Raw genomic sequence first — 22,773 nt, 5'->3', positions numbered from 1 at the left:
GCGGTTTAGACGGCGGCAGGAAGGCTGCGACCGTCAGTGATAGTATCCAACTCATAATCAGCTGCATGATGCCCCCACATTGCAGTTGTTATCGTTTTCTAGGCCCTGATGGCATCAACCTCACCGTCTCCGGCGCGTGGCAGAGCCAGCGGGCCGAAATCGTTCAGTGATTCGATATGCGCAAACAGGTTCAGGTAGATCGACCGGAGTGACCGGCTGACCTGACGCACGGCATTCACACCGGGATGGTAGGATTCGAACTGCAGTCCGTCCACTTTGATCACTGAATGACGCTTCAAACAGATGTGAAACAACTCAATCGGTGTTGGCGGAAGCGTTTCGATCACGCTCATGCCATCCTGGAACTCGTGAACGGGCGTCAGAACAGCGCCGTCCCCGTGCAGGTGCCGCAGATGCGAAGGCGTTCCCAGCAGGCGCGCTGCTGGCCCTGCAATCACACCGGATAGCGGCTTTTGCATGCCAAAGGTGTCAGCCATGATCCGCGTCAGCGGACGCGTTCGGCCGCGTGAATCTTCGCGTCCGGGAATCAGGGTGACAGACCCTTTCCATAAAACGGTCTGCGAGGAGCCGTCTTGCGTCAGAACCGTGTCACCTGGCAGCAGGTCTTCGATCGCCAGCGGCCCGGATTCGGTCTCGACCAGCGATCCTCGCGTGAAGGCGCAGAAGGCGTCTTCGAACATGGACAAGGCCGGAGCGATATGGCGGGTTTGCGAAATATCACCATTCGGCATCAGAGTACTGACTTCATAGCGCCGCAACTGCGCTTTTGGTCTTTGTTTTGCCCTGGGCATTTCGCGCAGCATTGCCGACGTTTCGACGGCATTTCTGGCAGCGCGTGCCAGGGAATGTGGAATTGTCATTTTTATTCCGTCCCCTTCAAAAACCGACCAGACAACAAGCGCCCTCCGTACAGAGCAGCCTGACCGGCATCTTTTTTGTCTTGAATGAGATGGTGACCACAGGAAGTACGCCGATCCGGCGTCGCAACGCGATTGAAATTCGCATACCTTTTGGTCAACACACTGACCCCCCAGACAAACTCACTACAACGCAGGTGGAAATTTCCTACGCACACACGCCCCGGAACCTGACCGCCGAAAATTGCAGCGGTTGGTCACATATCGGATCGGAGCACCCTTCCGATATGCGTCTTACCCGTTGGAACCGGCAGCTGGTTCCTTGGGGCTTTGGTCAGCGTCGGCTAGCCAAACGGCGCGCGACCCTGATCGAAGAACTAGAAACCCGTTTCCACGGCATTTCCGGTGCCTGTTCCCGCGTGGCCGCAACAACGGCACTGAGAAAGCGAGATTTAACCTTCATGTTTATTCCTGCTCTTATTCCATTGTTGGGCCAGTATTTCGGGCCAATGCGGCACCGATAAGGCTGATCCGGGAAAGAATCAGGAAGACGAAGGTCGGCAGTTCCTCTTCTTTGAAATTGTCTAACGCTGCTGGAAAGTGGGCGTATAAGCACCTGAGCGCAGACAATAAAAGTTAAATTGTCTGACCTTAGGTAATACAACAAATGTGGCAAAAAAGCGGCGAAATCGCCACAATTGGGGCGTGGGCTATAATTTAATGGCGGAAATCAGGCGGCCGTAGTCCGCTTCCTTCGCATGGGTCGACCGGCGGTACGAATAGAATCTGTCCGGGTCCGAGTAGGTGCAGTGGCGCGTCCATTCGGCCTGTCCAACGCCTGCCTGGCGCAATTTGTGCAGGCCAAAAGCGGGCAGGTCGAATTGCAACCTGTCACCGGTGCCGTTTGCAAAGAACCTTAGATTGTCGGGCGATTCCGCGACAAACGCGTCCAGAAAATCCGGCCCAACCTCGTAGGCGCTTTGGGAAATCGTCGGGCCGATGACAGCAATGGTATTGCTACGTTGCGCCCCCAAGGATTCCATTGCGTCCAAGGTCGCTTCCAGAACGCCGTCCAGGGCACCACGCCAACCGGCATGCGCGGCGCCGATCACATTTGCGTCAGGGTCCGCGAAAAGGACCGGCTGGCAGTCCGCCGTTAGAATCGTCAGTGCCAGACCGGGTGTTGCCGTGACGACAGCATCAGCCTTGGGTTTGTCTCCGTTAATCGGGCCATCCACCGTCAGAACAGTTGGAGAATGCACCTGATGCACTCCAACGAGGGCGTCGGGTTCGACTTCCATCGCCGCCGCGACGCGCTGGCGGTTGACCGATACAGCCTCGGTCTGGTCGGACGAGCCGTAGCCGCAATTCAGGCCTGCGAAGATCCCCGACGATGCGCCGCCTCGACGACTGAAGAATCCGTGGCGGACAGGCGAAAGGATGTCCGAGGTCAGAATTTCCAGTGTCATGGTTCCAGTCCCGGTGGAGGTGCAGCATATGAGGGGTAGAGGCCCAGCGTCTTGAACAGGTTTCCCATTTCCTCGGGGTGCGTCAACCTGCGATGTGCGGCAACAAGGGACTCAAGCTCAGACCCGCCGAGTGGCGCGGCCAGCGCTTGCGCGCGCGCGGTGATTCCCAGCCGTTCCAGAAACACTCCTTGGGGTGTCAGGCGCGTATGGGCACACCTGGCTGCGCGTGCTGCAAGGGCAAGGGGTTCAAAATCCACATGCGCGGTCAGGTCCGACTGTCCCGGAGCCGCCAATGGGTCCACCCGGTCATGGGACTGCAATGCTTGAAACGTATCTCCAAGCGAATGCCAATCTCCGTAGTCTACGATCAACGCCGCGCCGCCATGGGTGGCTATGCGACCTGCGACAACCGTTAGAATCGGAATGGCAGCTGCGCAGAGTTCGACCAGATCGCCGTCTTTTGTGTCTTGCAGCCGGTCTGACAGGGCCACCTGCGGGCCATGTGGGCCCAGCCCGAACGCCAGCGAATCGCCCTCGGCCCCGATCAGCCGTTCGCGCCAGCCATCCCCGTCGCGCAGAAATTGGCGAATGGGCAGGGCGTCAAAAAATTCGTTCGCAACCAGGAACAGCGGGATGTCGGGCAGGTGGGATGCCGAGTCGATCCATTTCGGATCGTATTCTCGCAAAGTTTGAGCCTGGATGCCACGCAGAGTAGGCGAGGCTTCGAGCAGAACGATCTGGGCCGCAGCGTGAAAGCCTGTCACAGTGCGGGTTGCGCGCAGGATGTCGGCCATCAGGGTCCCCCGCCCGGGGCCAAACTCAACCAGCGCGAACTGTTCTGGTTTTCCCTGATCCATCCAGGTTTGCGCCAGACACAAACCGATCAGCTCTCCGAACATCTGAGAGATTTCCGGCGCGGTCACGAAATCCCCTTGCACACCTAACGGGTCGCGGGTGGAGTAATACCCGAACTTGGGGTGCATCAGGCATTCTGCCATGTATTCCGCAACGCTGAGCGGTCCGTTCAGCGCGATTTGCGCCAACAGGTGGTCCTTCAAGCTCATGAGGGGCGTCGCGCGCGCCACGCGAACCACAGGCCAAGGGCGATCATCGGCAGGGAAAGAAGTTGTCCCATCGTCAGTCCGTATCCACCCAAGTGCCACGCCAACCCCAGCGGGTTACCCGGAGAGACGAATTGAGCATCCGGTTGGCGGAAAAACTCGACAATGAAACGCGAAGCGCCGTAGCCGGCAAGAAAAACACCCATGATCAGGCCGGGTTTGTGAAAAGCCCCACACCGATAGGCCATCCACAGCACCAGAGCGCCCAGCAGCAACCCTTCCAGCGCGGCTTCGTATAGCTGTGAAGGGTGGCGGGCGCACATGCCCGCGATAACGCCGGGACAATCCTGCGCTGCGGCGCCGGGAAAGATCACTGCCCAAGGTACTTCGGAAGGGCGTCCCCAAAGTTCGGCATTGGTGAAATTCGCCAACCGTCCCAGTAAAAGACCCGGTGGGACTGCATGTGCAATCAGATCGGCCAGGGACAACATGGGTATCTGGTGGCGTCGGGCGTAAAGGTAGGAGGCCACTACAACGCCAAGCAGGCCGCCGTGGAAAGCCATGCCGCCTTGCCAAATCTTCAGAATTTCCAGCGGGTGCGACAGGTAATAGGCGGGCTGATAAAACAGCACGAACCCAAGACGCCCACCAAGGATTACGCCGAGGATGATCCAGGTGATCAGGTCCTCCAACTGTTGTGGCTTCATTGGTGGGGTTTCTGCGGGCCACAGGGCAGGGCGCTTCAGCGCCATCACGCCCAACCGCCACGCGATCAGAATCCCTGCGATGTAAGCCAGCGCGTACCAGCGCAACGCGAACTCCATCCCGAACAAAGAGATCGAGAAAACTTCGGGTGAAAGATCGGGGAAATTCAAAACAGCCTGCATATGCGTCTCATTGCCCGGGGTTGGCGGGGCAAGTCAACCTTGAGCCCGGGCCAGTCTTTACCCATATAGAGACCAACCGAGATACCGGAGTAAAGCCATGCAAACCCGCAACAAGATTCTTGATGACGTTTCCCAACTGATGACCAACGCCATGGGCGTCGCGCAGGGCGCGCGGGAAGAGGCCGAGAACGCGATGAAGTCGATGATCGACCGCTGGTTGGCCGACCGCGATTTCGTCACCCGCGAAGAGTTCGACGCCGTGCGTGCCATGGCCCAGAAAGCGCGTGAAGAAAACGCAGCGCTCGAGGCGCGCATCGCCGCGTTGGAAGCCAAACTGGACAAGTAAGCCCACCGCTCACGATTTTTGGGACAAGTCAGGCGCCGCGCAATCCAGTCTTGGGTTGTGCGGTGTTGTGCATTCTGACGCCTCGCTGAATTTAATCAAGACAAAGCTGGGGGCGACGCCAATATTTTGATCGCCGTTGCCGACTGTCCACAACTTATTGCTGTTATCCCCAAGAAATAGGGTTGCCAGAACCTCACTCGCGGCGCACCATATCTAGTACAGGCAGACTGGGGAAGCCCGGCTTGTAGAGCAAGCAACTAGCGTTGGGGCGCTGCCAGCCCCTAAAAGGCTAGAGATTAGTGAGGTGGCATTATGGCCCTTTCCGAGCAGTTTCTCGAAGAAGACCTTCATCCAATCGACATTGTTGAACATCTTGCCGAACACCACGACTGGGATTTTGACCGGATCGGGGATGATCAGATCGCCATGGCTGTCGAGGGGCAGTGGCGCACCTACTCGATTACGCTGGCCTGGTCCAACTATGATGAAACGCTGCGCATGGTGTGTTCCTTTGAAATGGATCCGCCGTCCGAGCGTCAGAGCGAGCTTTATGAGCTGCTCAACAAAATGAACGACCAGTGCTGGGCCGGGGCCTTTACCTACTGGGCCAACCAGAAACTGATGGTCTACCGTTACGGTCTGGTTCTGGCCGGCGGCCAGACGGCCAGCCCAGAACAGATCGATACGATGATCAATGCCGCAGTCCTCAGCGCCGAGCGCTACTATCCGGCGATCCAATTGGTCACCTGGGGCAACCGCGACCCGGAAGAGGCCATGCAGGTCGCCATTGCAGAGGCCTATGGCCGCGCGTAAAGCTTTGCCCCGAACCGAATAAGGAGAGGGGCAATCATGGATATGTCACGTGTCGCCGAGCAGGGGCTGGTACTTCTGGGATGCGGCAAGATGGGATCGGCCATGCTCGCTGGGTGGTTAGAGCATGGCCTTCCTGCGTCAGCCGTCTGGGTTGTGGATCCGAACCCCTCAGACTGGCTGAAAGCGCAGAGTGTCAACATCAACACTCCGTTGCCCGAAGCCCCAGCTGTTGTGTTGGTGGCTGTCAAACCGCAGATGATGGGCGAAGCGCTGCCTGCAATCACAGCGCTGGGCGGGGGCCGCAGCCTGTTCGTGTCCGTTGCGGCCGGGACATCCATAGCGACATTCGAGACCGTTTTGGGCCAAGGCACGCCAATCGTGCGTGCCATGCCAAACACGCCTGCTGCAATCCGTCAGGGAATCACGGCGCTGATCGGTAACTCGGTTGCTTCTGAAATCGATGTTGCTTTGGCCGAGGGTCTTTTGTCCGCCATCGGCGAAACCGTTCGTCTTGATGACGAGGGGCAGATGGACGCGGTGACCGGTCTTAGCGGTTCGGGGCCTGCTTACGTCTTCCATTTGATCGAAACGCTGGCTGCAGCAGGGCAAGCACAGGGTTTGCCGCATGATCTTGCGATGAAGCTGGCCAAATCCACAGTAGCCGGGGCAGGGGCCTTGGCCATGGCGGCCGAAGAGGACCCGTCGCAACTGCGCGTCAACGTCACGTCGCCCAACGGTACCACGCAGGCCGCACTTGAAGTGCTGATGCACGAGGAAGAGGGGTTCCCCGACCTGCTGCACCGTGCGGTCAGGGCGGCTACCGAACGATCCAAGGAGCTGTCCCGTGAGTGAGATTTCATTCGACGACTTTATGAAAGTCGACATTCGCGTCGGCAAGGTCTTACGTGCGGAACCATACCCTGAGGCACGCAAGCCGGCGATCAAGATGTGGATCGACTTTGGCGACGAAATTGGCGAACGCAAAACCTCGGCCCAGATCACAGCTCATTACGACCCTTCGACGTTGGTCGGTAAGCAGGTGATGGCCGTTGTAAACTTCCCGCCGCGCCAGATCGGCAAGTTCATATCCGAAGTTCTGGTTCTGGGCCTGCCGGATGAGAACGGTGAAATCGTTTTGATCGGACCGGATGATCAGGTTCCCGTAGGCGGGCGGATGCACTGATGAAACTGCTGATCGCCCGCCCCATGACCGCTGCCGTTGAAGAGCGTGCCCGGGCTGAATTCGATACAGAGTTCCGCAGCAGCACCTTGCCCATGTCACCCGACGAAATGCGTCGAGCGCTGTCCGAGTTCGATGTGGTCGTTCCCACCTTAGGCGATCAGTTTTCGGCTGAGATTTTCGCCGAAGTGCCAGAGCCGCGTTGCAAATTGCTGGCCAATTTCGGCGTAGGCTACAACCATATCGACGTGGCCGCTGCGCAGGCGGCCGGAGTGCAAGTCACCAACACACCTGGTGCCGTGACAGATGCCACTGCTGACATAGCGATGAGCCTGTTGCTGATGACTGCCCGCCGCGCCGGTGAGGGCGAAAGGCTGGTCCGTTCAGGCAAATGGCAGGGCTGGCATCCGACGCAAATGCTGGGGCACCACGTGACCGGCAAACGTGTCGGGATTGTGGGTATGGGCAGGATTGGTCAGGCCATCGCCTGGCGCTGTCATTTCGGCTTTGGCATGGACGTGGCCTATCAATCCCGCAGTCCGAAAGAGGTAGAGTTTCCAGCCGAGAACATCCTGAACCTTGAAGAGCTGGCCGCAGCGGTTGATTTCCTGGTGCTCGCAGTTCCGGGCGGTGCCGAGACGCACCACCTGATCAATGCGCAAGTGTTGGAGGCGATGAAACCGTCGGGCATCCTGATCAACATCGCCCGTGGCGAGGTGGTGGACGAGGCGGCCCTCATCGCCGCTTTGCAATCCGGTCAGATTGCAGGGGCGGGGCTGGATGTCTACGAGTTCGAGCCCACCGTTCCGCAGGCCCTTTGCGATATGGAGAACGTTACGTTGCTGCCTCATCTCGGTACGGCAACCGAAGAGGTGCGTACAGATATGGGCCATATGGCGCTGGATAACGTTGCGGCCTTTGTCGAAGGTCGGCTGCTACCTAACCCGGTTTAATCGCCGACGGCTTCACGCCAGTGTTTGCGGCAAAGCGAGACATAGGTCTCGTTGCCGCCGATCTGTACCTGTGCGCCTTCGGTGATGGCGTTGCCGTTTTCGTCCTGTCGGATCACCATCGTGGCCTTGCGCCCGCATTTGCAGATAGTGCGCACCTCGCGCATCTCATCCGCCAGCGCCAACAAGGCGGCTGAACCTGGAAACAGGCGACCCTGAAAATCTACGCGAAGCCCATAAGCCAGCACAGGCACGCGCAAATCATCCACTGCGCGGGCCAGTTGCCAGACTTGGTCCTCGGTCAGAAACTGCGCTTCATCGATAAAGACGCAGGCAATCTCGCCTTGGGCAAGGCGTTGTTCAATCATCGAAAACACGTCATCGCCAACGGCGAATGTGTCGGCTTCAGCCGATATTCCAATACGTGAAGCGATCTTGCCAATCCCGGCCCGTCCGTCCAGGGCTGCAGTCATCAGGTAGGTGTCCATACCGCGCTCGCGATAATTGTGCGAGGCCTGCAGCAACACGGTCGATTTCCCCGCGTTCATCGTCGAATAGTTGAAATAGAGCTTTGCCATGGGCCGGGTCTAAAACGCCTTAACCCTGCGGGCAAGTGGTCAAAAGTCCTGATTAAGCGACGTCGCCGCTATCGCTGACGAGGGTCGAGCGTAAGCCCATTGGGGATGGATACCCCCGCCTCAACAACGACGACGCCGTCGGCCAACATGCGGCCTACCCAAAGCAGGGCTAAAAATGCCCCGCAAACACTCGTTACCGGCATGAAAAGCCGCCACTCACTCACAAAACCCCTGCATATCTGAGGGATAGCCAAAATATGACATTTCAATTATGAATCGAGTATGGGAAATTTCTTCTCCCTTTCCCCCGCACGGGCAGATGTTGCGGGGGCTACAGGCAGTAAAGGTAAAAGTATGGCAGATATCGGGGCCTACCTGAAAAAACACACTGAAGCGCTGGTCAAAGACGTAGGAATCGAATCCGCCTGCGAAATTACCGGCAAATCCAAAGCCACTTTGGGCCGTTACTATTCCGACAATATCGAACACGCTGACCGGTTCATGCCGGTGGACGCCGTTGCGCGGCTCGAGGCGGTTGCGACCTTCCCCCACGTCACCTCGGCGCTTGCTGACCTGAAGAACATCACCCTGTCCTATGATGGCCGCAATGACGACAGCCCCCGCACCGGCGGAGTGAATTCAGACGTCATCGCACTGAGCCAGCGGTTTGCGATGCTGATGACCGAATATCAGTCCGCGATTGAGGACGGCATCATCACCGTGAACGAAGCCAAGCGCCTTTTGAAGGAAACCAGCCTTCTGCAACAGGTCCTGCTGGATATGAAGCTGCACCTGGAAGAAGAAAGCGTGAGCTGAAACCTCCAAGTGGTTGGGCGCAGATCGCGCAAGCTCATGACGACCAAGAAGCCAATACCTTATTCAGGTACTTTTGGTTGGTGATGCAAGAACACGTCTTGCCAATTTGCTTGAACCCATGCGCGCCGGATGTGGCGCGGATGTGCGAAATCTAGACCTCAATCGAAACTGTAGGTATGTTTGCTGCGTCAAAATCCGCAGATTTGTGCGATTTTGTAGCGGTTAAGTGGGCGCATTCTTCTCACAGACCGCGTCGAACTTTGCCCTGTAATCGCTGGTCGAGGCGCACGCTCAACCGTGCCGCTTCACGATCACAGATCCCACCGAATAGCCTGCACCGAAGGAGCAGATCAGGCCGACATCGCCGTCTACAAGGTCATCCGAATACTTGGAGAACGCGATGATCGACCCGGCTGAGGACGTGTTGGCATAGTCCTGCAGGATGTTGGGCTGCTCGCCCGCTTCCGGCTCACGCCCCAGAACCTTTTTACCGATGAAGTCGTTCATCGTCTTGTTGGCCTGATGCAGCCATAGGCGTTTCAGGTCATCGCTGTTCACACCTTCCGAATCTATGTGATCCGAGATGTGCTTGCTGACCATCGGCAACACTTCTTTGAACACTTTGCGACCGTTCTGCATGAACTGCATGTCGCGGCGGTCGACCACGCCGTCCGGGCGCGAGCGGCGTAGGAAGCCGTTGTTGTTGCGGATGTTGTTCGAAAACTCGGTGGCGCAGCGCGTCGACAGGATCTCGAAATGCGGGCCCTGCGCGTCCTCGATCCGTTCGATCAGGGTGGCCGTTGCGACGTCGCCAAAGATGAAATGGCAATCGCGGTCGCGCCATTCCAAGTGGCCCGAGCAGATCTCGGGGTTCACGACCAGCGCCGAGCGAACCGAGCCAGACCGCACCATGTCAGCCGCCGCCTGAATGCCGAACGTGGCCGAGGAACAGGCGACGTTCATGTCAAAGCCGAACCCTTGGATTCCAAGGGCTTGCTGAATTTCAATCGCAATCGCGGGGTAGGCGCGCTCATGGTTCGACGCGGCACAGATCACCAGATCCACGTCCTCGGCCGTCCGCCCGGCTTGGGCCAAAGCCTTTTTGCACGCATCCACGGCCATCTCGGTCATGATGCCCGGCTCGTCATCGCTGCGCTGACGCAGAAGCGGATGCATCACATCGGGGTCCAGCACGCCGTCCTTGTCCATCACATACCGGTTCTTGATGCCGGATGCCTTGACGATGAATTCTTCCGACGAATGCTGCATCGGCTCCATGTCACCCGCCGCAATCGCGTCTGCGTTTTGGGCATTCATCTTGTCGGCATAAGCGTTGAACGCGGTGACAAGCTCGGCGTTGGTGATGACGTTTTCGGGGGTGAAAACACCGGAGCCGGTGATCGCGGGCGTGTACATGATAAGACCTGAATGTTTCGGATTTGCCCAAAATGCAGTCATAGCAGGGCCAGATCAAGAGAGGTGACCCAAGGGAATGTAAAAGATTCCGACCAATTCAACTTCAGTTCTTGAATAGTTCATTTTTCGAAGTATATGCCACTGCGAAATCGCAAACGGATTCGCCGATGACATATGACGACAGCGCGCTGGTGCGGCGCCTCAGCCCCGAAATGCAGGCGATGATGGGCGTCTATGCGCTCTACTGGAAGCTGGAAGAAAGCTTTGCTGCCCTTGAGGTCGAGCTGAGCCACCAGGAATGCCACATGGTCATCAAGCTTGATGAGCCTAAACGGATGGGTGTTCTAGCCGCTGACATGCTGACGGTGCCGTCGACCATCACATCAACAGCCGACGCGTTGGAAGAGGCCGGGTATCTGGCCCGTCAGCGCGATCCCGCAGACCGCCGGGCATGGTTGCTGGTCTTGACCGACAAGGGTCAGGAGATGCGGCAAATGCTGGTCTTGGAAGCCGGAGCATTGTTCCACCGGGCCGCCGGACTTGATGCCGATGAAACTGCCGAATTCGCACGACTGGCCCGGAAAATCCGGGAAAACATAATGAAAACAGGAATTCCTGAGGGATTGAAGAAATGAAACTCTTCTCTGTTCTGAGCGTTGCTCTGACCGTTTTTGCCACCGCCGTCACGGCTCAAGATACGGCAAAACCCGTGAAACTGATGCTGGTCGAGGAAACCTCGCCTGGCTTTTCACGGCAGTTCTTTGGGCGTGTTGCAGCACGCCAGACCGTGGACCTCGCCTTCCAGGTGTCGGGCCAGATTGTCGAAATGCCTGTTACCGAAGGCTTTGTGATCCCCAAGGGCGAATTGATCGCACAGTTGGACCAAGAGCCGTTCCAGCGCCGCTATGATCGTGCCGTACTGCAAAAGGATCAGGCGGACCGTACCGTTGCGCGATTGTCCCGCTTGCGTGGAACAACCGCCAGCCAGGTCGCTGTGGATGACGCTGAAACTGAGGCGCAGTTGGCGGACATTGCCGTGCGCGACGCGGAATATGATCTGGAACACGCCACGCTATCGGCACCGTTCGATGCGCTGGTCTCGCGCCGGATGGTTGAGTCGTTCACGACCGTAACCTCGGGCGCGCCGATCGTACGTATCCACGACATGTCCGAACTGCGGATCGAGGTGGATGTACCCGAAATCCTGTTCCAGCGCTCGGGGCAGCAAGATGATATCACAATCACCGCGAAATTCCCGGTCAGCGACGAGGTCTTCCCTCTGCAGATTCGCGAGTTCGATGCGGAGTCGTCCAGCGTCGGCCAGACATTCCGCATCCAATTCGGGCTTACCCCACCTGAGGGTCTGCAAATTCTGCCGGGTTCATCCGTGACCGTGAACGTTCAGGTCCAGGATGGTCGGACAGGCATCGTGGTGCCCGCAACTGCCATCGTCGCTGATGCGTCGGGGGAGCTGAGCGTGATGGTCTTTTCACCGGTTGGTGCTGATGAGGGCACCGTTCGCCGCGTTCCGGTGACCGTCGAGCCCACACAAACCGGCGAAGTTCGTGTTTTGACAGGCCTGAAAGATGGCGACGAAGTCGTCGTCGCAGGCGGCGGTGCGCTGACAGACGGTCAGGCGGTTCGCCGCTTTGCCGGCTTTGCGAACTGAAGGGCAGACCGATGAACATAGCGCGCGCATCCATTGATCGCCCAATCTATACGTGGCTGATCATTCTGATAGCCCTGTTTGGGGGCATCTGGGGTTTCCTGTCGCTGGGTCGTCTTGAGGACCCGGCATTCACCATCAAAAACGCGGTTATCGCGACCCAATATCCCGGCGCAACTGCTGAGCAGGTGGCGCTTGAGGTCTCCGAGCCTTTGGAGTCAGCTATCCAGCAGATGGGTGAGGTTGACACGATCACATCCGTCAACCAGCCCGGCCTGTCGCTGATCGAGGTCGAGATCAAATCGACCTATGACGGCACGGAACTGCCGGAAATCTGGACCAAACTGCGGGCCAAAGTGCGCGACACTGCGCGCGCGCTGCCGTCAGGGGTACAGCAACCACTGGTCAATGACCGGTTCGGCGACGTGTTTGGCCTGTTTTATGCCGTCACTGCCGAGGGCTTTTCGGACGCGGAAAAGCACGAGCTTTCGACTTTTCTGCGGCGCGAGTTGCTGACCGTTGACGGCGTTGCGGATGTTGAGGTGATGGGCCTCCCGCAAGAAGCGATCTTTGTCGAGCCCGATCTGGCCATTTCGGTGAACCAGAACGTACCCCTGCAGGCGATCAACGAAGCGATTGCCAATGCGGATTCGGTTAACTCCTCTGGTTCGCTTAGGTCCGACAATGACCGTACTGCGATATTGACCGCTGAAGGGTCGGACACGGTGTCGGCGATTGCCGGGCTGTCCGTCGGCTCGCAAGGGCAGGTCATCAACCTGTTCGACATGTCGGATGTGTTTCGTGGTCGCCAGACAGACCCCGAGGTGATGATCCGGTTCAACGGAACCGAAGCGTTCACGTTGGGCATTGCGGGCCTGTCCACGGAAAACATCGTCGAAGTCGGCAAGCGCGCGGATGCGAAGTTTGCCGAGCTGGACACGCAGATTCCTTTTGGCGTCGAAATCCTGCCGATCTATCAGCAGCACGTGGTGGTCGAGCAGGCCTCGAATGACTTCTTGGTGAACCTCGCAATGTCCGTCGCCATTGTGGTTATCGTGCTGGCGCTGTTCATGGGCTGGCGAGCGGCCATAGTTGTAGGCTCGACCCTTTTGCTGACCGTTGTGGGTACGCTGCTGTTCATGTCGATCTTTTCGATCGAGATGGAGCGGATTTCGCTGGGCGCGCTGATCATCGCTATGGGGATGCTGGTGGACAATGCCATCGTTGTCGCCGAAGGCATGCAGATCGCCATGCTGCGCGGGAAGAACTCGCGCGATGCGGCGGATGAGGCTGCTTCGAAAACGCAGATCCCGCTTTTGGGTGCGACCGTCATCGGGATCATGGCCTTTGCGGGTATCGGGCTCAGCCCGGACGCGACGGGTGAGTTCCTGTTCTCGCTGTTTGCCGTGATCGCAATCTCTCTGCTGCTGAGCTGGGTTCTGGCTCTGACAGTGACGCCATTGCTTGGCCACTATTTCTTCAAGCAGGGCGAGGAAGGCGCTGTGGATGCCTATGGCGGGATCATGTTCCGCATCTACGGGGCCATCCTGCGCTGGGCACTGCGGTTCCGCTGGCTAGTGGTTGCCGGTCTGGTGGGCGTAACATTTGCCTGTTTTGCCGGGTTCGGTCTGGTCAAACAGCAGTTCTTCCCGGACTCCAACACGCCGTTGTTTTTCGTGCATTACAAGCTGCCGCAAGGCACGCCGATTGCGCGTACAGCCGAAGATATGGCCGTGTTCGAAGAATGGCTGGACCAACGTGACGATGTGGTTGCCGTCACCACGTTCGTGGGGCAGGGGGCAACTCGGTTCCTGCTGACCTATTCGGCAGAAAAACCGAACCCAAGCTATGGTCACATGATCATCCGCACGGAAACCCTGGACGATATCCCGGCGTTGCAGGCTGATCTTGAGGCGTTTGGTTCGGCACAATTCCCTGAAGGCGAGTTCCGCACCAAGCGTCTGATCTTTGGCCCCGGCGGCGGCGACCCAATCCAGGCCCGGTTCTCGGGCAGTGATCCGGCGGTCTTGCGACAGCTTGCAGATGAGGCGATCCAGCGAATGCGTTCCGCGTCCGAAAATGCCCTGCATGTGCACCATGACTGGCGCGAGAAAGAACTGGCAGTTCAGCCCATCTATGCAACCGAACGGGCGCAGACAGCTGGTGTGACGCGTGAAGATATCGCAGGCACGCTGCAGTTCTCGACAGACGGCGTTCGGGCGGGTGTTTTCCGTGAACGCGACCGGCTGATCCCAATCATCATCCGTCGCCCGGCGGATGGCGAGTATTCGATCGTTGATCAGGTGGTCTATTCGGACCAGTCCGAGAAGTTTGTTCCCATTGAACAAATGGTCGACGGTTTTGACTACAAAGCGCTCAACACGCTGGTGCATCGCCGTGACCGGGTTCTGACGATTACAGTCGGGGCCGAGATTCCGGCGGGTTTCACGGCGGCCCAGGTGCATTCCGAAGTGCGCGCAGTCATAGAAGATATGGAATTACCTGCGGGCTATCGCATGGAATGGGGCGGTGAGTTTGAAAACGCGGGCGAAGCAAACGAAAGCCTTGGCCGCCAGCTCCCTGTAAGCCTGCTGATCATGGTGCTGATCTCAGTGTTGATCTTCAACGCTGTCCGTCAGCCGATCATCATCTGGTTGTTGGTGCCGATGTCTGTCAACGGCGTTGTCATCGGACTGCTGGGAACCGGATTGCCGTTCACATTCACAGCGTTGCTCGGCCTGCTCAGCCTGTCAGGGATGCTGATCAAAAACGGCATCGTTCTGGTCGAGGAAATCGATCTGGTTCGTGAGACCGGCAAGGGCCTGCGCGAGTCGATCATCGAAGCCTCGGTCTCGCGTCTGCGTCCGGTCATGTTGGCTGCGATCACCACCATTCTGGGGATGGCACCGCTGCTGACGGATGCGTTCTTCAAGTCCATGGCGGTGACGATCATGGGCGGTCTGGCCTTCGCAACCATCCTGACGATGGTCGCAGCTCCGGTCTTCTACCTGATCTTTTTTGCACGGGACGAAAAACGCGAGTTAAAAGCAGCGGCTGCATAGCGCCAGACCGCAGAGTAAACCGTTAAACCCCGGGCGTATATCTATTCGGCCGGGGTTTTTGCCCACTCAATATTGGCGAATGCCGCTTGGGTTTCGGGGGCTATGACACAGTTGGACAGCGCACCGGCGTCATAATGGCGCCAAGCGCTCGACGTGATTGCCTTGCAGTGCCAGATACCTGTGTCTGTCGGCGTGATCAGGCTGCCGCGTGCTCGCAAGAGGCCAATCGTGTGGACATGCCACGATGTGAACCAGAGCGGGCCGGATGGTGCGATGCAGTACTTGGCCCGGCATAATTCATCCCCCGGCACATTGCGGACATGATCGGAGTGCCGAAAGTCTACAGTCCGACCTGTGTCCGGGTATCTCCATTCGACGCCCAGTCGGACAAACCCGGAGAGTCGCTTTTTGGTCAGGTCAAAGATCGATTCTTTCCGGGACCAAACCAGTTCATCGATGTCACATTGTAGAACCGCGCGCGCGCGTGAAAGGAACCTCAAACGTGCTATGTTCAGCAGGGCGGTCTGCAAAAACATCGTGTTGAAGCGCGTTTTGCCTTTTCGGTCTTGCGATACGACCCCGTACCGAAAGGGCGCGGATAACACGACAGGGTCGCTGATCCCACCTCGTCTTAACGCTGCGCGAATGTCGTCCAAACCATACCTGGTTGAAGCATTATCAAAGAACAGAACCTGCTGCAGCCCGTGTACCGCACAGTGATAGCGGGCGAAGTCTTCGATCCATGTCAGATCATTGTCCCGCGATAGGGTTACGGCAACGTTCTTCCCCACGAAAGGAGCCGCGTCCTGCTGTACCGAATTGACGGCGGATTCTACACGCGCTCCGCCCCGTTCGAACCCCAGAGCCTGTGGTCGGTTCTGTGCCTTAATGACAAGGACATCATAGAACTCGTGCTGTTTCAGCCTTGGTTTTTCGACCTTTTGCCCATCCAGGTAGAACTGCCCTTCGTGAACTGCATCATAAAGCCCGAACAGCTTAGGGCATAGGACCATCACGCGCCCGTTATCCCAGAATGCGTCATACCAGAATGTGTCATAGTCATAGACGTGTTCGGTATAGTCCGGTCCGGTATGCCCCGGCTTCATCTCGCGCCGCAGTCCAAGTTCCGTGAGGCTGCTTGAGGCAAGTACGGGATGGTATTGCTGTGTCAAAATTGTTGCCTCAAGTCGTTGGTCTGTCGCGCTGACGCAGGCTTTTGCTCAGTTGTCTGAGTCCTGTGCCGAGCCAAAGCAGTAACAGAAACAGGACAGCTTGTTCCTTTAGGGATCACGCAGATAGGTGGCATATAAATCAGGCGCATCATAGTCCCGAACACCCGGCGCGCCGTCATATGTGCTGCCGTGGTTCACACCTGCTGCGCAGAACAGTCGGACCGTGGCGCGGCCCGGGCGGGGAAGGCGATCATCGTGCCGTTTTCCAAACTCGCGGGCCGATCGTCAAAGGGCGTACAGACCCAACACCCTGTCCCAGCATCTGGAGCAGTGCACACGCACGCCTTGTCCAAAAGCTACGATGCGAAGACTGTTGTGTCAGATTAACGGGACAAATGGGACATCACAGGCCGCAAGTGACATAAGTGCAGCGAAAACCATGAATCTGCGCATTTGTTATTTTCCTTCTGCTCGTTTCCTGAAAAAGATGCGCGCCCGAAGACACAAGGTCAACGGGCGCGCAAAATCTTCATGAGTGTCAGCAGGTTCAGGCCGATCAGCCCTGCAGCGACTTCACCTCGACATCGCCCTCGGCCTGCGCCTTGATTGCCAGCGCGGCAGCGTGGCTGGCCGCGGCGGTCGTGTAGTAGGGGATCTTGTCGTAAAGCGCGATCGAACGGATGGCCTTGCTGTCTTCAACCGCCTGAGCGCCTTCGGTGGTGTTCATCAGCAGCTGGACCTGACCGTCTTTCAGCATGTCGACCACGTCCGGGCGGCCCTCATAAACCTTGTTCACTACCTCACAGGTAACGCCCTGTTCCGACAGCCAGCTTTGCGTGCCGCGCGTTGCGATCAGCGAAAAGCCCTGCTCGGTCAGAACCCGCGCGGCCTCAAGCATCGCAGCACCTTTGTCCGCGTCCTTGATCGAGATAAATGCGCGGCCCGAAGACGGCAGAACCATTCCTGCGCCCATCTGTGCCTTAAGGAACGCACGCGGGAAGTCGCGATCCCAGCCCATGACCTCACCGGTCGAGCGCATTTCCGGCCCCAGAATTGTGTCGACGCCGGGGAAACGGGCGAAGGGCAGTACGGCCTCTTTTACCGAGAACCACGGCATGTCCGGGTCGGCCAGCGTCATCTGGTCGGCGATCTTGGTGTCCTGACCTTCTTGATAAGCCGGGCGCTGCGGGAAGTTGGTCAGCTTTTCACCGGCCATGACCCGCGCGGCAATCGATGCAATCGCACTGTCGGTCGCCTTGGCAACAAACGGCACGGTTCGTGAGGCGCGAGGGTTCACTTCGATCAGATAGATCTCATCATCCTTGATCGCGAATTGCACGTTCATCAGGCCAACAACGTTCAGCGCCTTGGCCAGTTTGTACGCCTGATCCTTGATCTGGTCGATGATCTCTTTCGACAGCGAGTAGGGCGGCAGCGAACAGGCCGAGTCACCCGAGTGGACGCCTGCCTCTTCGATATGCTGCATGATGCCTGCAACGTGAACGTCGGTGCCATCGCATAGCGCATCAACGTCCAGTTCCACCGCACCGGCCAGATAGCTGTCCAGCAGAACCGGGCTATCGCCCGAGACCACCACGGCCTCGTTGATGTAGCGGCGCAGCTGATCCATATCGCGGACGATCTCCATCGCGCGGCCACCCAGAACGTAAGAGGGGCGGATCACCAGCGGGAAACCGATCTCTTCGGCGATTTCCAGCGCTTGTTCATCGGTCGAAGCGATGCCGTTCTTGGGCTGTTTCAGACCCAGTTCGTTGACCAGCGCTTGGAAGCGTTCACGGTCTTCGGCCAAATCGATGGCGTCCGGTGTGGTGCCGAGGATCGGAATGCCTTCTGCTTCCAATGCGTTCGCCAGTTTCAGCGGTGTCTGGCCGCCGAATTGAACGATCACACCGTGCAGAGTGCCGTTTTCCTGTTCCTTCGTCAGGATTTCCATGACGTGTTCAAAGGTCAGCGGCTCGAAATACAGGCGGTCCGAGGTGTCATAGTCGGTCGAAACCGTCTCAGGGTTACAGTTGACCATTATGGTCTCATACCCCGCCTCGGTCAGCGCGAAACAGGCGTGACAGCAGCAATAGTCAAACTCGATGCCCTGACCGATCCGGTTTGGGCCACCACCGAGGATGACGACCTTTTTGCGGTCGCTGGGCCGGGCTTCGCATTCAACCTCACCCATCATTGGGGCCTCGTAGGTCGAATACATGTAAGGTGTCTGCGCCTCGAACTCGGCCGCGCAGGTGTCGATGCGTTTGAACACCGCTGAGACGCCCAGATTGCGGCGGGCGCGGCGGACGTTGTCTTCGTCACGGCCAGTCAGGTTGCCCAAACGCGCGTCGGTGAAGCCCAGCATTTTAAGCTTGCGGATGCCTTCTTCGGTCACCGGCAGGCCGTCCTTGCGGACCTGACGTTCGGCGTCGATGATCTCGCGGATGCGGGCAAGGAACCACGGGTCGAACTTGGTGACGCCGAAGATTTCGTCATCGGTCAGACCGTGGCGCATGGCTTGTGCGATGGTGCGCAGGCGGTCGGGGGTCTGCTGGCTGATTGCCTTGATGACGGCGGCTTTGTCGTCAGCCTCGTCCCAGACGCCCACATTCAGGCCAGGGATTTCGATCTCATCAAAGCCGGTCAGACCCGATTCCATCGAGGCCAGTGCCTTTTGCATCGATTCGTGGATAGTGCGTCCGATGGACATCGCCTCACCCACCGATTTCATCGCGGTGGTCAGGTAGGGTTCCGAGCCCGGGAATTTCTCAAACGCGAATTTCGGGATTTTGGTGACGACGTAGTCGATGGTTGGTTCGAACGAGGCGGGCGTGACCTTGGTGATGTCATTGTCCAACTCGTCCAGCGTGTAGCCCACGGCCAGTTTCGCGGCGATCTTCGCAATCGGGAAACCGGTCGCCTTGGATGCCAGCGCAGACGAGCGCGAAACACGCGGGTTCATCTCGATCACGACCATGCGACCATCATCGGGGTTGATCGCCCATTGTACGTTCGAACCGCCGGTCTCGACCCCGATCTCGCGCAGAACGGCGATCGAGCCGTTGCGCATGATCTGGTATTCCTTGTCAGTCAGCGTCAGGGCCGGGGCCACGGTGATCGAGTCACCGGTGTGCACGCCCATCGGATCGACGTTCTCGATCGAGCAGACGATGATGGCGTTGTCAGCGGTGTCGCGCACCACCTCCATCTCGTATTCTTTCCAGCCCAGCAGGCTTTCATCGACGAGGATCTGGTTCACCGGAGAGGCATCCATGCCCGAGCGGCAAAAATGGATATAATCCTCACGGTTATAGGCCACACCACCACCGGTGCCGCCCAGGGTAAAGGCGGGGCGGATAATGGCGGGCAGGCCGATCTCTTCCAACTCGTCCAGAGCCATCTGCACGCCCGCATCCAGATCGGCAGAACCGTCTTCTTTGCGGGGTGCGGTCACGATGGTGGCTTTGGGGTTTTCAAGACCCAGACGGTCCATCGCTTCGCGGAACAGTTTGCGGTCTTCGGCCATTTCGATGGCGTCGCGCTTGGCCCCGATCATCTCGACACCGAACTCTTCCAATACACCCATTTCTTCCAGCGCGAGCGACGTGTTCAGGCCGGTCTGCCCGCCCATCGTGGGCAGCAGGGCGTCGGGGCGTTCTTTCTCGATGATCTTGGCGACAACCTCGGGGGTGATCGGCTCGATATAGGTCGCGTCGGCCAATCCGGGATCGGTCATGATGGTCGCAGGGTTTGAGTTCACCAGAATGACCCGGTATCCTTCTTCCCGCAGCGCCTTGCAGGCCTGAGCGCCGGAATAGTCGAACTCGCAAGCCTGACCGATAACAATGGGGCCCGCCCCGATGATCATGATCGACTGGATGTCGGTTCTTCTCGGCATGGCCTTGTTCCTTCGATTGTCCGCGAGTCAGGGCACCCCCAAGCGCCCAAATTGTCCTGCGTTATAGGGACCGCGCGAAAAGGTTCAAGAGGTATCGGAAACGGGGGCGAAATTGCCGCTTTCTCCTCTTTCCCTCTCCGCCGTATCCTCTATATCGCGCAGCACGGTAAATTGAGGATGCAATTGCGTATTCGTTTTGATCAGGGGCCAGCCGGGGCCGGAACCAGTTTCGACCGGCCAGCCGACGTGATCCGCGCGGACAATGCGGAGGACGTGCCCCAGGCGTTGGCGGCGCTGGATGCCGCGCGCGCTGACGGTGCGTGGCTGGCAGGCTATGCCAGTTATGAACTGGGCTATGCGCTGGAACCACGCCTCTCTGACCGGATGCCGAACGGCCGCCGTCTGCCGTTGCTGTGTTTCGGCGTCTATGAGACGCCGGTTCAACAAGCGCTATCCGCGCCGGCCGGTGGCGTGACCCGCTTTGAACCACGCTGGGACGAGGTGCGGTACACCCGTGCGTTCGGGCAGGTGCATGACGCTATCGGAGCAGGGGACATCTATCAGGCGAACCTGACCTTCCCGATTGATCTGACGGTCGAAGGCGACAGCGCCGCGCTTTATGCAGCGCTGGCAGCCGGTCAGCCCGTGGGCCACGGAGCGTTGATTCAGCAGGATGGGTTGCCCGATTTGCTCAGCCGCTCGCCCGAGCTGTTCTTTCGCACCAACCCGGACAGAGGGATCGAGACGCGCCCAATGAAGGGCACGCAGCCCCGCAGCGCCGATAAGGCCGAAGATGCCCGCCGCCGCGCGTTCCTGTCGCGTGACGAAAAGAACCGGGCCGAGAACCTGATGATTGTCGATCTGCTGCGCAACGACATCAGCCGTGTCGCGATGCCCGGATCGGTCAAGGTGCCCGAGCTGTTCAAGGTCGAAACCTACGCGACGGTGCATCAGATGACCTCACTTGTGCAGGCTCAGCTGCACATGGGCGCGGAACTGTCTGACATTCTGACGGCACTCTTTCCCTGCGGGTCGATCACCGGCGCGCCCAAGATTCGCGCGATGGAGATTCTTTCCGACCTCGAACCCTGGCCGCGTGACATCTATTGCGGAGCCATTGGCTGGGCGGCGCCGGATGGACGGTCCGAGTTTAACGTTGCCATCCGCACGCTGATGGTCGAGGACGGCGCAGCCACCCTGAACGTGGGCGGCGGCGTTGTTTGGGACAGCACCGCCCCATCGGAATACGAGGAAGCGCTATGGAAAGCCCGCTTTGCGCACCAGATGATCCTGACTTCCGTCTGATCGAAACATTGGCTTTTCGGCCTGGTCAGGGTTTTGTGCGCCGGGATCGGCACCTTGCTCGCATGGCGCGGACCGCTATGGCGCTGGATGTTCCGTTTGAGGCCGAAACAGCTACCCGAACGTTAGAGGCGATCGCAGGCGATGCGCCTTTGCGGTGTCGCCTCACTCTGTCCGTCGATGGCACGTTTGCAGTGACGACCGGAGCATTGGCCGAAAACCCGCCTGTTTGGCGCGTCGCGGTCGCGGAAACGCGATTGGCCGCTTCGGACGTCTGGCTGAGGCACAAGACAACGCAGCGCGCGCTATATGATGCAGCACGCGCGTCGCTGCCCGATAGTGTAGATGAGCTGCTGTTTCTGAACGAACGTAATGAACTCTGTGAAGGGACAATCACAAATCTCTTTGTGCGCATGTCGGACGGGCAATACCTGACTCCTCCGCTGTCTTGCGGATTGCTGCCCGGTATCCTGCGCGAAGAACTGATTGATAATAAACAGGTTACCGAACGCGTCTTGTCCTTGACCGATCTGAAAAACGCGGAAAAGGTCTTTGTAGGGAATTCCTTACGTGGCCTTATCCGGGTGGAGTTGGTGGGATAGTGACCAGACAAAGCGAATGGGCGGATGATGCGGCGTACCACATGCGGTTGCGTCTGGAGTTCGGCCTTTTCTTCATCGCTGTTCCAGTCCTGATTGCGGTGTTTTTTCCGCCGAACTGGATGTTTCCATCATTGTTCACTTTCACCGCCATCGGCATCATCCTATTGCACATAACGCCCGGTTTTTCATGGGCAGAGCTTCGTTACAACTGGCGTAACTGGACTTGGATCGAGCTTGCCATCTTTGGTGTCGCCATGACTGCGTTTTGCTCGGCAGTGGTCGTGACCACGCACCCGGACGCTGCCTTTCGCATGCTCCTCTATCGGCCTGAGTTCCTGGCTGTGATCTGGCTCGGCTACCCGGTGCTTTCGGCCCTGCCGCAAGAACTGCTGTTCCGATCGCTGTTTTTCCGCCGTTATCACGCCATCCTGCCGAACGGGTCCGCGGCTTACCTGCTCAACGCCTCGCTGTTTTCGCTGGCGCACCTCATGTATTGGAGCTGGATCGTCGCCGTTATGACCTTTGGCGGAGGGCTGCTGTTCACCTGGGCTTATCGCAAGCGCGGATCGTTTTTCTACGCGGTGCTGCTGCACGCGATCGCCGGGAACATCATCTTTGCCGCCGGTCTGGGCATCTATTTCTATTCCGGCAACGTTCAAAGGCCGTTTTGACGG

The 22,773-nt window shown here is 58.4% G+C and carries 21 protein-coding genes; 13 read left to right on the top strand and 8 right to left on the bottom strand.

The annotated features are described in order from the left end of the window. Positions 1-98 precede the first annotated feature (98 nt). Positions 99-881, bottom strand: coding sequence for a Hint domain-containing protein (locus ACR0MV_RS11540; RefSeq protein ID WP_480702211.1), 783 nt, complete (start codon positions 879-881; stop codon positions 99-101). On the opposite strand from ACR0MV_RS11540, the gene ACR0MV_RS11535 reads away from it, so the two are divergent. Then, on the top strand, positions 875-1,402 hold the full coding sequence (locus tag ACR0MV_RS11535) for a hypothetical protein (protein ID WP_480702210.1): 528 nt from the start codon (positions 875-877) through the stop codon (positions 1,400-1,402). The genes ACR0MV_RS11540 and ACR0MV_RS11535 overlap by 7 nt on opposite strands. A 186-nt stretch (positions 1,403-1,588) precedes the next feature. Here the strand turns inward: ACR0MV_RS11535 and pgeF are convergent, their stop codons facing one another. From pgeF to lgt, 3 genes are read right to left on the bottom strand one after another with little or no spacing between them, the layout of a single operon-like run. After that, positions 1,589-2,347, bottom strand: a complete 759-nt coding sequence (gene pgeF, locus ACR0MV_RS11530) for a peptidoglycan editing factor PgeF (RefSeq protein ID WP_480702209.1) — start codon at positions 2,345-2,347, stop codon at positions 1,589-1,591. After that, entirely contained in the window at positions 2,344-3,411 is a 1,068-nt protein-coding gene (locus ACR0MV_RS11525) for a class I SAM-dependent methyltransferase (RefSeq protein WP_480702208.1), read from the bottom strand. The genes pgeF and ACR0MV_RS11525 overlap by 4 nt, the downstream gene beginning before the upstream one ends. After that, positions 3,408-4,295: a prolipoprotein diacylglyceryl transferase gene (lgt, locus tag ACR0MV_RS11520; RefSeq protein ID WP_480702207.1), complete on the bottom strand. Its 888-nt coding sequence runs from the start codon at positions 4,293-4,295 to the stop codon at positions 3,408-3,410. The genes ACR0MV_RS11525 and lgt overlap by 4 nt, the downstream gene beginning before the upstream one ends. Positions 4,296-4,392: 97 nt before the next feature. Here lgt and ACR0MV_RS11515 point away from each other — a divergent pair, with 97 nt between their 5' ends. The 5 genes from ACR0MV_RS11515 to ACR0MV_RS11495 all read left to right on the top strand — a co-directional run bounded on the left by ACR0MV_RS11515 (position 4,393) and on the right by ACR0MV_RS11495 (position 7,587). Then, the gene (locus ACR0MV_RS11515) at positions 4,393-4,641 is read left to right on the top strand and encodes an accessory factor UbiK family protein (protein ID WP_050604795.1); all 249 of its coding nucleotides are present in this window, start codon (positions 4,393-4,395) and stop codon (positions 4,639-4,641) included. A gap of 312 nt (positions 4,642-4,953) precedes the next feature. Continuing rightward, positions 4,954-5,454 (top strand): type III secretion system chaperone family protein, encoded by a 501-nt coding sequence (locus tag ACR0MV_RS11510; protein WP_170423063.1) that lies wholly within the window; start codon positions 4,954-4,956, stop codon positions 5,452-5,454. Positions 5,455-5,490: 36 nt separating this feature from the next. After that, positions 5,491-6,306 (top strand): pyrroline-5-carboxylate reductase, encoded by an 816-nt coding sequence (proC, locus tag ACR0MV_RS11505; protein WP_480702206.1) that lies wholly within the window; start codon positions 5,491-5,493, stop codon positions 6,304-6,306. Continuing rightward, positions 6,299-6,637, top strand: coding sequence for a tRNA-binding protein (locus ACR0MV_RS11500; protein WP_480702205.1), 339 nt, complete (start codon positions 6,299-6,301; stop codon positions 6,635-6,637). Before proC ends, ACR0MV_RS11500 begins: the two co-directional genes overlap by 8 nt. Next, the gene (locus tag ACR0MV_RS11495) at positions 6,637-7,587 is read left to right on the top strand and encodes a 2-hydroxyacid dehydrogenase (RefSeq protein ID WP_480702204.1); all 951 of its coding nucleotides are present in this window, start codon (positions 6,637-6,639) and stop codon (positions 7,585-7,587) included. Before ACR0MV_RS11500 ends, ACR0MV_RS11495 begins: the two co-directional genes overlap by 1 nt. Here the strand turns inward: ACR0MV_RS11495 and ACR0MV_RS11490 are convergent. After that, the gene (locus ACR0MV_RS11490) at positions 7,584-8,162 is read right to left on the bottom strand and encodes a thymidine kinase (protein WP_170423055.1); all 579 of its coding nucleotides are present in this window, start codon (positions 8,160-8,162) and stop codon (positions 7,584-7,586) included. The two genes, ACR0MV_RS11495 and ACR0MV_RS11490, sit on opposite strands and share 4 nt — an antisense overlap. 354 nt (positions 8,163-8,516) lie before the next feature. On the opposite strand from ACR0MV_RS11490, the gene ACR0MV_RS11485 reads away from it, so the two are divergent. Continuing rightward, complete coding sequence (locus ACR0MV_RS11485) at positions 8,517-8,978, top strand: hypothetical protein (protein ID WP_170423053.1); 462 nt, start codon at positions 8,517-8,519, stop codon at positions 8,976-8,978. A 291-nt stretch (positions 8,979-9,269) separates the two neighbouring features. On the opposite strand, the gene ACR0MV_RS11480 is transcribed toward ACR0MV_RS11485, so the two are convergent. Beyond that, positions 9,270-10,394, bottom strand: a complete 1,125-nt coding sequence (locus tag ACR0MV_RS11480; RefSeq protein ID WP_480702203.1) for a beta-ketoacyl-ACP synthase III — start codon at positions 10,392-10,394, stop codon at positions 9,270-9,272. Between the two features lie 167 nt (positions 10,395-10,561). Between ACR0MV_RS11480 and ACR0MV_RS11475 the strand changes: the two genes are divergently transcribed. The 3 genes from ACR0MV_RS11475 to ACR0MV_RS11465 are packed head-to-tail and all read left to right on the top strand — an operon-like array spanning position 10,562 to position 15,122. Beyond that, positions 10,562-11,029 (top strand): MarR family winged helix-turn-helix transcriptional regulator, encoded by a 468-nt coding sequence (locus ACR0MV_RS11475; RefSeq protein WP_170423049.1) that lies wholly within the window; start codon positions 10,562-10,564, stop codon positions 11,027-11,029. Continuing rightward, entirely contained in the window at positions 11,026-12,063 is a 1,038-nt protein-coding gene (locus ACR0MV_RS11470) for an efflux RND transporter periplasmic adaptor subunit (RefSeq protein ID WP_170466664.1), read from the top strand. The genes ACR0MV_RS11475 and ACR0MV_RS11470 overlap by 4 nt, the downstream gene beginning before the upstream one ends. Positions 12,064-12,074: 11 nt before the next feature. Beyond that, positions 12,075-15,122, top strand: coding sequence for an efflux RND transporter permease subunit (locus ACR0MV_RS11465; protein ID WP_480702202.1), 3,048 nt, complete (start codon positions 12,075-12,077; stop codon positions 15,120-15,122). A gap of 41 nt (positions 15,123-15,163) precedes the next feature. On the opposite strand, the gene ACR0MV_RS11460 is transcribed toward ACR0MV_RS11465, so the two are convergent. After that, a complete protein-coding gene (locus ACR0MV_RS11460; protein ID WP_480702201.1) occupies positions 15,164-16,294 on the bottom strand; it encodes a hypothetical protein in 1,131 nt (376 codons plus the stop codon). A gap of 556 nt (positions 16,295-16,850) precedes the next feature. Further along, a complete protein-coding gene (gene carB / locus ACR0MV_RS11455) occupies positions 16,851-20,195 on the bottom strand; it encodes a carbamoyl-phosphate synthase large subunit (RefSeq protein ID WP_480702200.1) in 3,345 nt (1,114 codons plus the stop codon). Between the two features lie 177 nt (positions 20,196-20,372). Between carB and ACR0MV_RS11450 the strand changes: the two genes are divergently transcribed. Genes ACR0MV_RS11450 through ACR0MV_RS11440 form a run of 3 tightly spaced genes read left to right on the top strand, consistent with a single transcriptional unit; the run spans position 20,373 to position 22,770 of the window. Further along, positions 20,373-21,500 carry an aminodeoxychorismate synthase component I gene (locus tag ACR0MV_RS11450; RefSeq protein ID WP_480702199.1) on the top strand — a complete coding sequence of 376 codons (1,128 nt, stop codon included), beginning with the start codon at positions 20,373-20,375 and terminating at the stop codon, positions 21,498-21,500. Further along, the gene (locus ACR0MV_RS11445) at positions 21,455-22,099 is read left to right on the top strand and encodes an aminotransferase class IV family protein (RefSeq protein WP_480702198.1); all 645 of its coding nucleotides are present in this window, start codon (positions 21,455-21,457) and stop codon (positions 22,097-22,099) included. Before ACR0MV_RS11450 ends, ACR0MV_RS11445 begins: the two co-directional genes overlap by 46 nt. Further along, positions 22,099-22,770, top strand: a complete 672-nt coding sequence (locus ACR0MV_RS11440; RefSeq protein ID WP_480702197.1) for a CPBP family intramembrane glutamic endopeptidase — start codon at positions 22,099-22,101, stop codon at positions 22,768-22,770. The genes ACR0MV_RS11445 and ACR0MV_RS11440 overlap by 1 nt, the downstream gene beginning before the upstream one ends. Positions 22,771-22,773 lie beyond the last annotated feature (3 nt).

The organism is Ruegeria sp. BC3, assembly GCF_056539265.1.
This window is presented reverse-complemented; position numbering and strand designations above follow the sequence as displayed.

What these genes read in the sequence shown, in the direction of transcription:
- ACR0MV_RS11540 (WP_480702211.1), bottom strand. Translation starts at nt 881, where the DNA reads ATGACAATTCCACATTCCCTGGCACGCGCTGCCAGAAATGCCGTCGAA.
- pgeF (WP_480702209.1), bottom strand. Translation starts at nt 2,347, where the DNA reads ATGACACTGGAAATTCTGACCTCGGACATCCTTTCGCCTGTCCGCCAC.
- ACR0MV_RS11525 (WP_480702208.1), bottom strand. Translation starts at nt 3,411, where the DNA reads ATGAGCTTGAAGGACCACCTGTTGGCGCAAATCGCGCTGAACGGACCG.
- lgt (WP_480702207.1), bottom strand. Translation starts at nt 4,295, where the DNA reads ATGCAGGCTGTTTTGAATTTCCCCGATCTTTCACCCGAAGTTTTCTCG.
- ACR0MV_RS11515 (WP_050604795.1), top strand. Translation starts at nt 4,393, where the DNA reads ATGCAAACCCGCAACAAGATTCTTGATGACGTTTCCCAACTGATGACC.
- ACR0MV_RS11510 (WP_170423063.1), top strand. Translation starts at nt 4,954, where the DNA reads ATGGCCCTTTCCGAGCAGTTTCTCGAAGAAGACCTTCATCCAATCGAC.
- proC (WP_480702206.1), top strand. Translation starts at nt 5,491, where the DNA reads ATGGATATGTCACGTGTCGCCGAGCAGGGGCTGGTACTTCTGGGATGC.
- ACR0MV_RS11495 (WP_480702204.1), top strand. Translation starts at nt 6,637, where the DNA reads ATGAAACTGCTGATCGCCCGCCCCATGACCGCTGCCGTTGAAGAGCGT.
- ACR0MV_RS11490 (WP_170423055.1), bottom strand. Translation starts at nt 8,162, where the DNA reads ATGGCAAAGCTCTATTTCAACTATTCGACGATGAACGCGGGGAAATCG.
- ACR0MV_RS11485 (WP_170423053.1), top strand. Translation starts at nt 8,517, where the DNA reads ATGGCAGATATCGGGGCCTACCTGAAAAAACACACTGAAGCGCTGGTC.
- ACR0MV_RS11480 (WP_480702203.1), bottom strand. Translation starts at nt 10,394, where the DNA reads ATGTACACGCCCGCGATCACCGGCTCCGGTGTTTTCACCCCCGAAAAC.
- ACR0MV_RS11475 (WP_170423049.1), top strand. Translation starts at nt 10,562, where the DNA reads ATGACATATGACGACAGCGCGCTGGTGCGGCGCCTCAGCCCCGAAATG.
- ACR0MV_RS11470 (WP_170466664.1), top strand. Translation starts at nt 11,026, where the DNA reads ATGAAACTCTTCTCTGTTCTGAGCGTTGCTCTGACCGTTTTTGCCACC.
- ACR0MV_RS11465 (WP_480702202.1), top strand. Translation starts at nt 12,075, where the DNA reads ATGAACATAGCGCGCGCATCCATTGATCGCCCAATCTATACGTGGCTG.
- carB (WP_480702200.1), bottom strand. Translation starts at nt 20,195, where the DNA reads ATGCCGAGAAGAACCGACATCCAGTCGATCATGATCATCGGGGCGGGC.
- ACR0MV_RS11450 (WP_480702199.1), top strand. Translation starts at nt 20,373, where the DNA reads ATGCAATTGCGTATTCGTTTTGATCAGGGGCCAGCCGGGGCCGGAACC.
- ACR0MV_RS11445 (WP_480702198.1), top strand. Translation starts at nt 21,455, where the DNA reads ATGGAAAGCCCGCTTTGCGCACCAGATGATCCTGACTTCCGTCTGATC.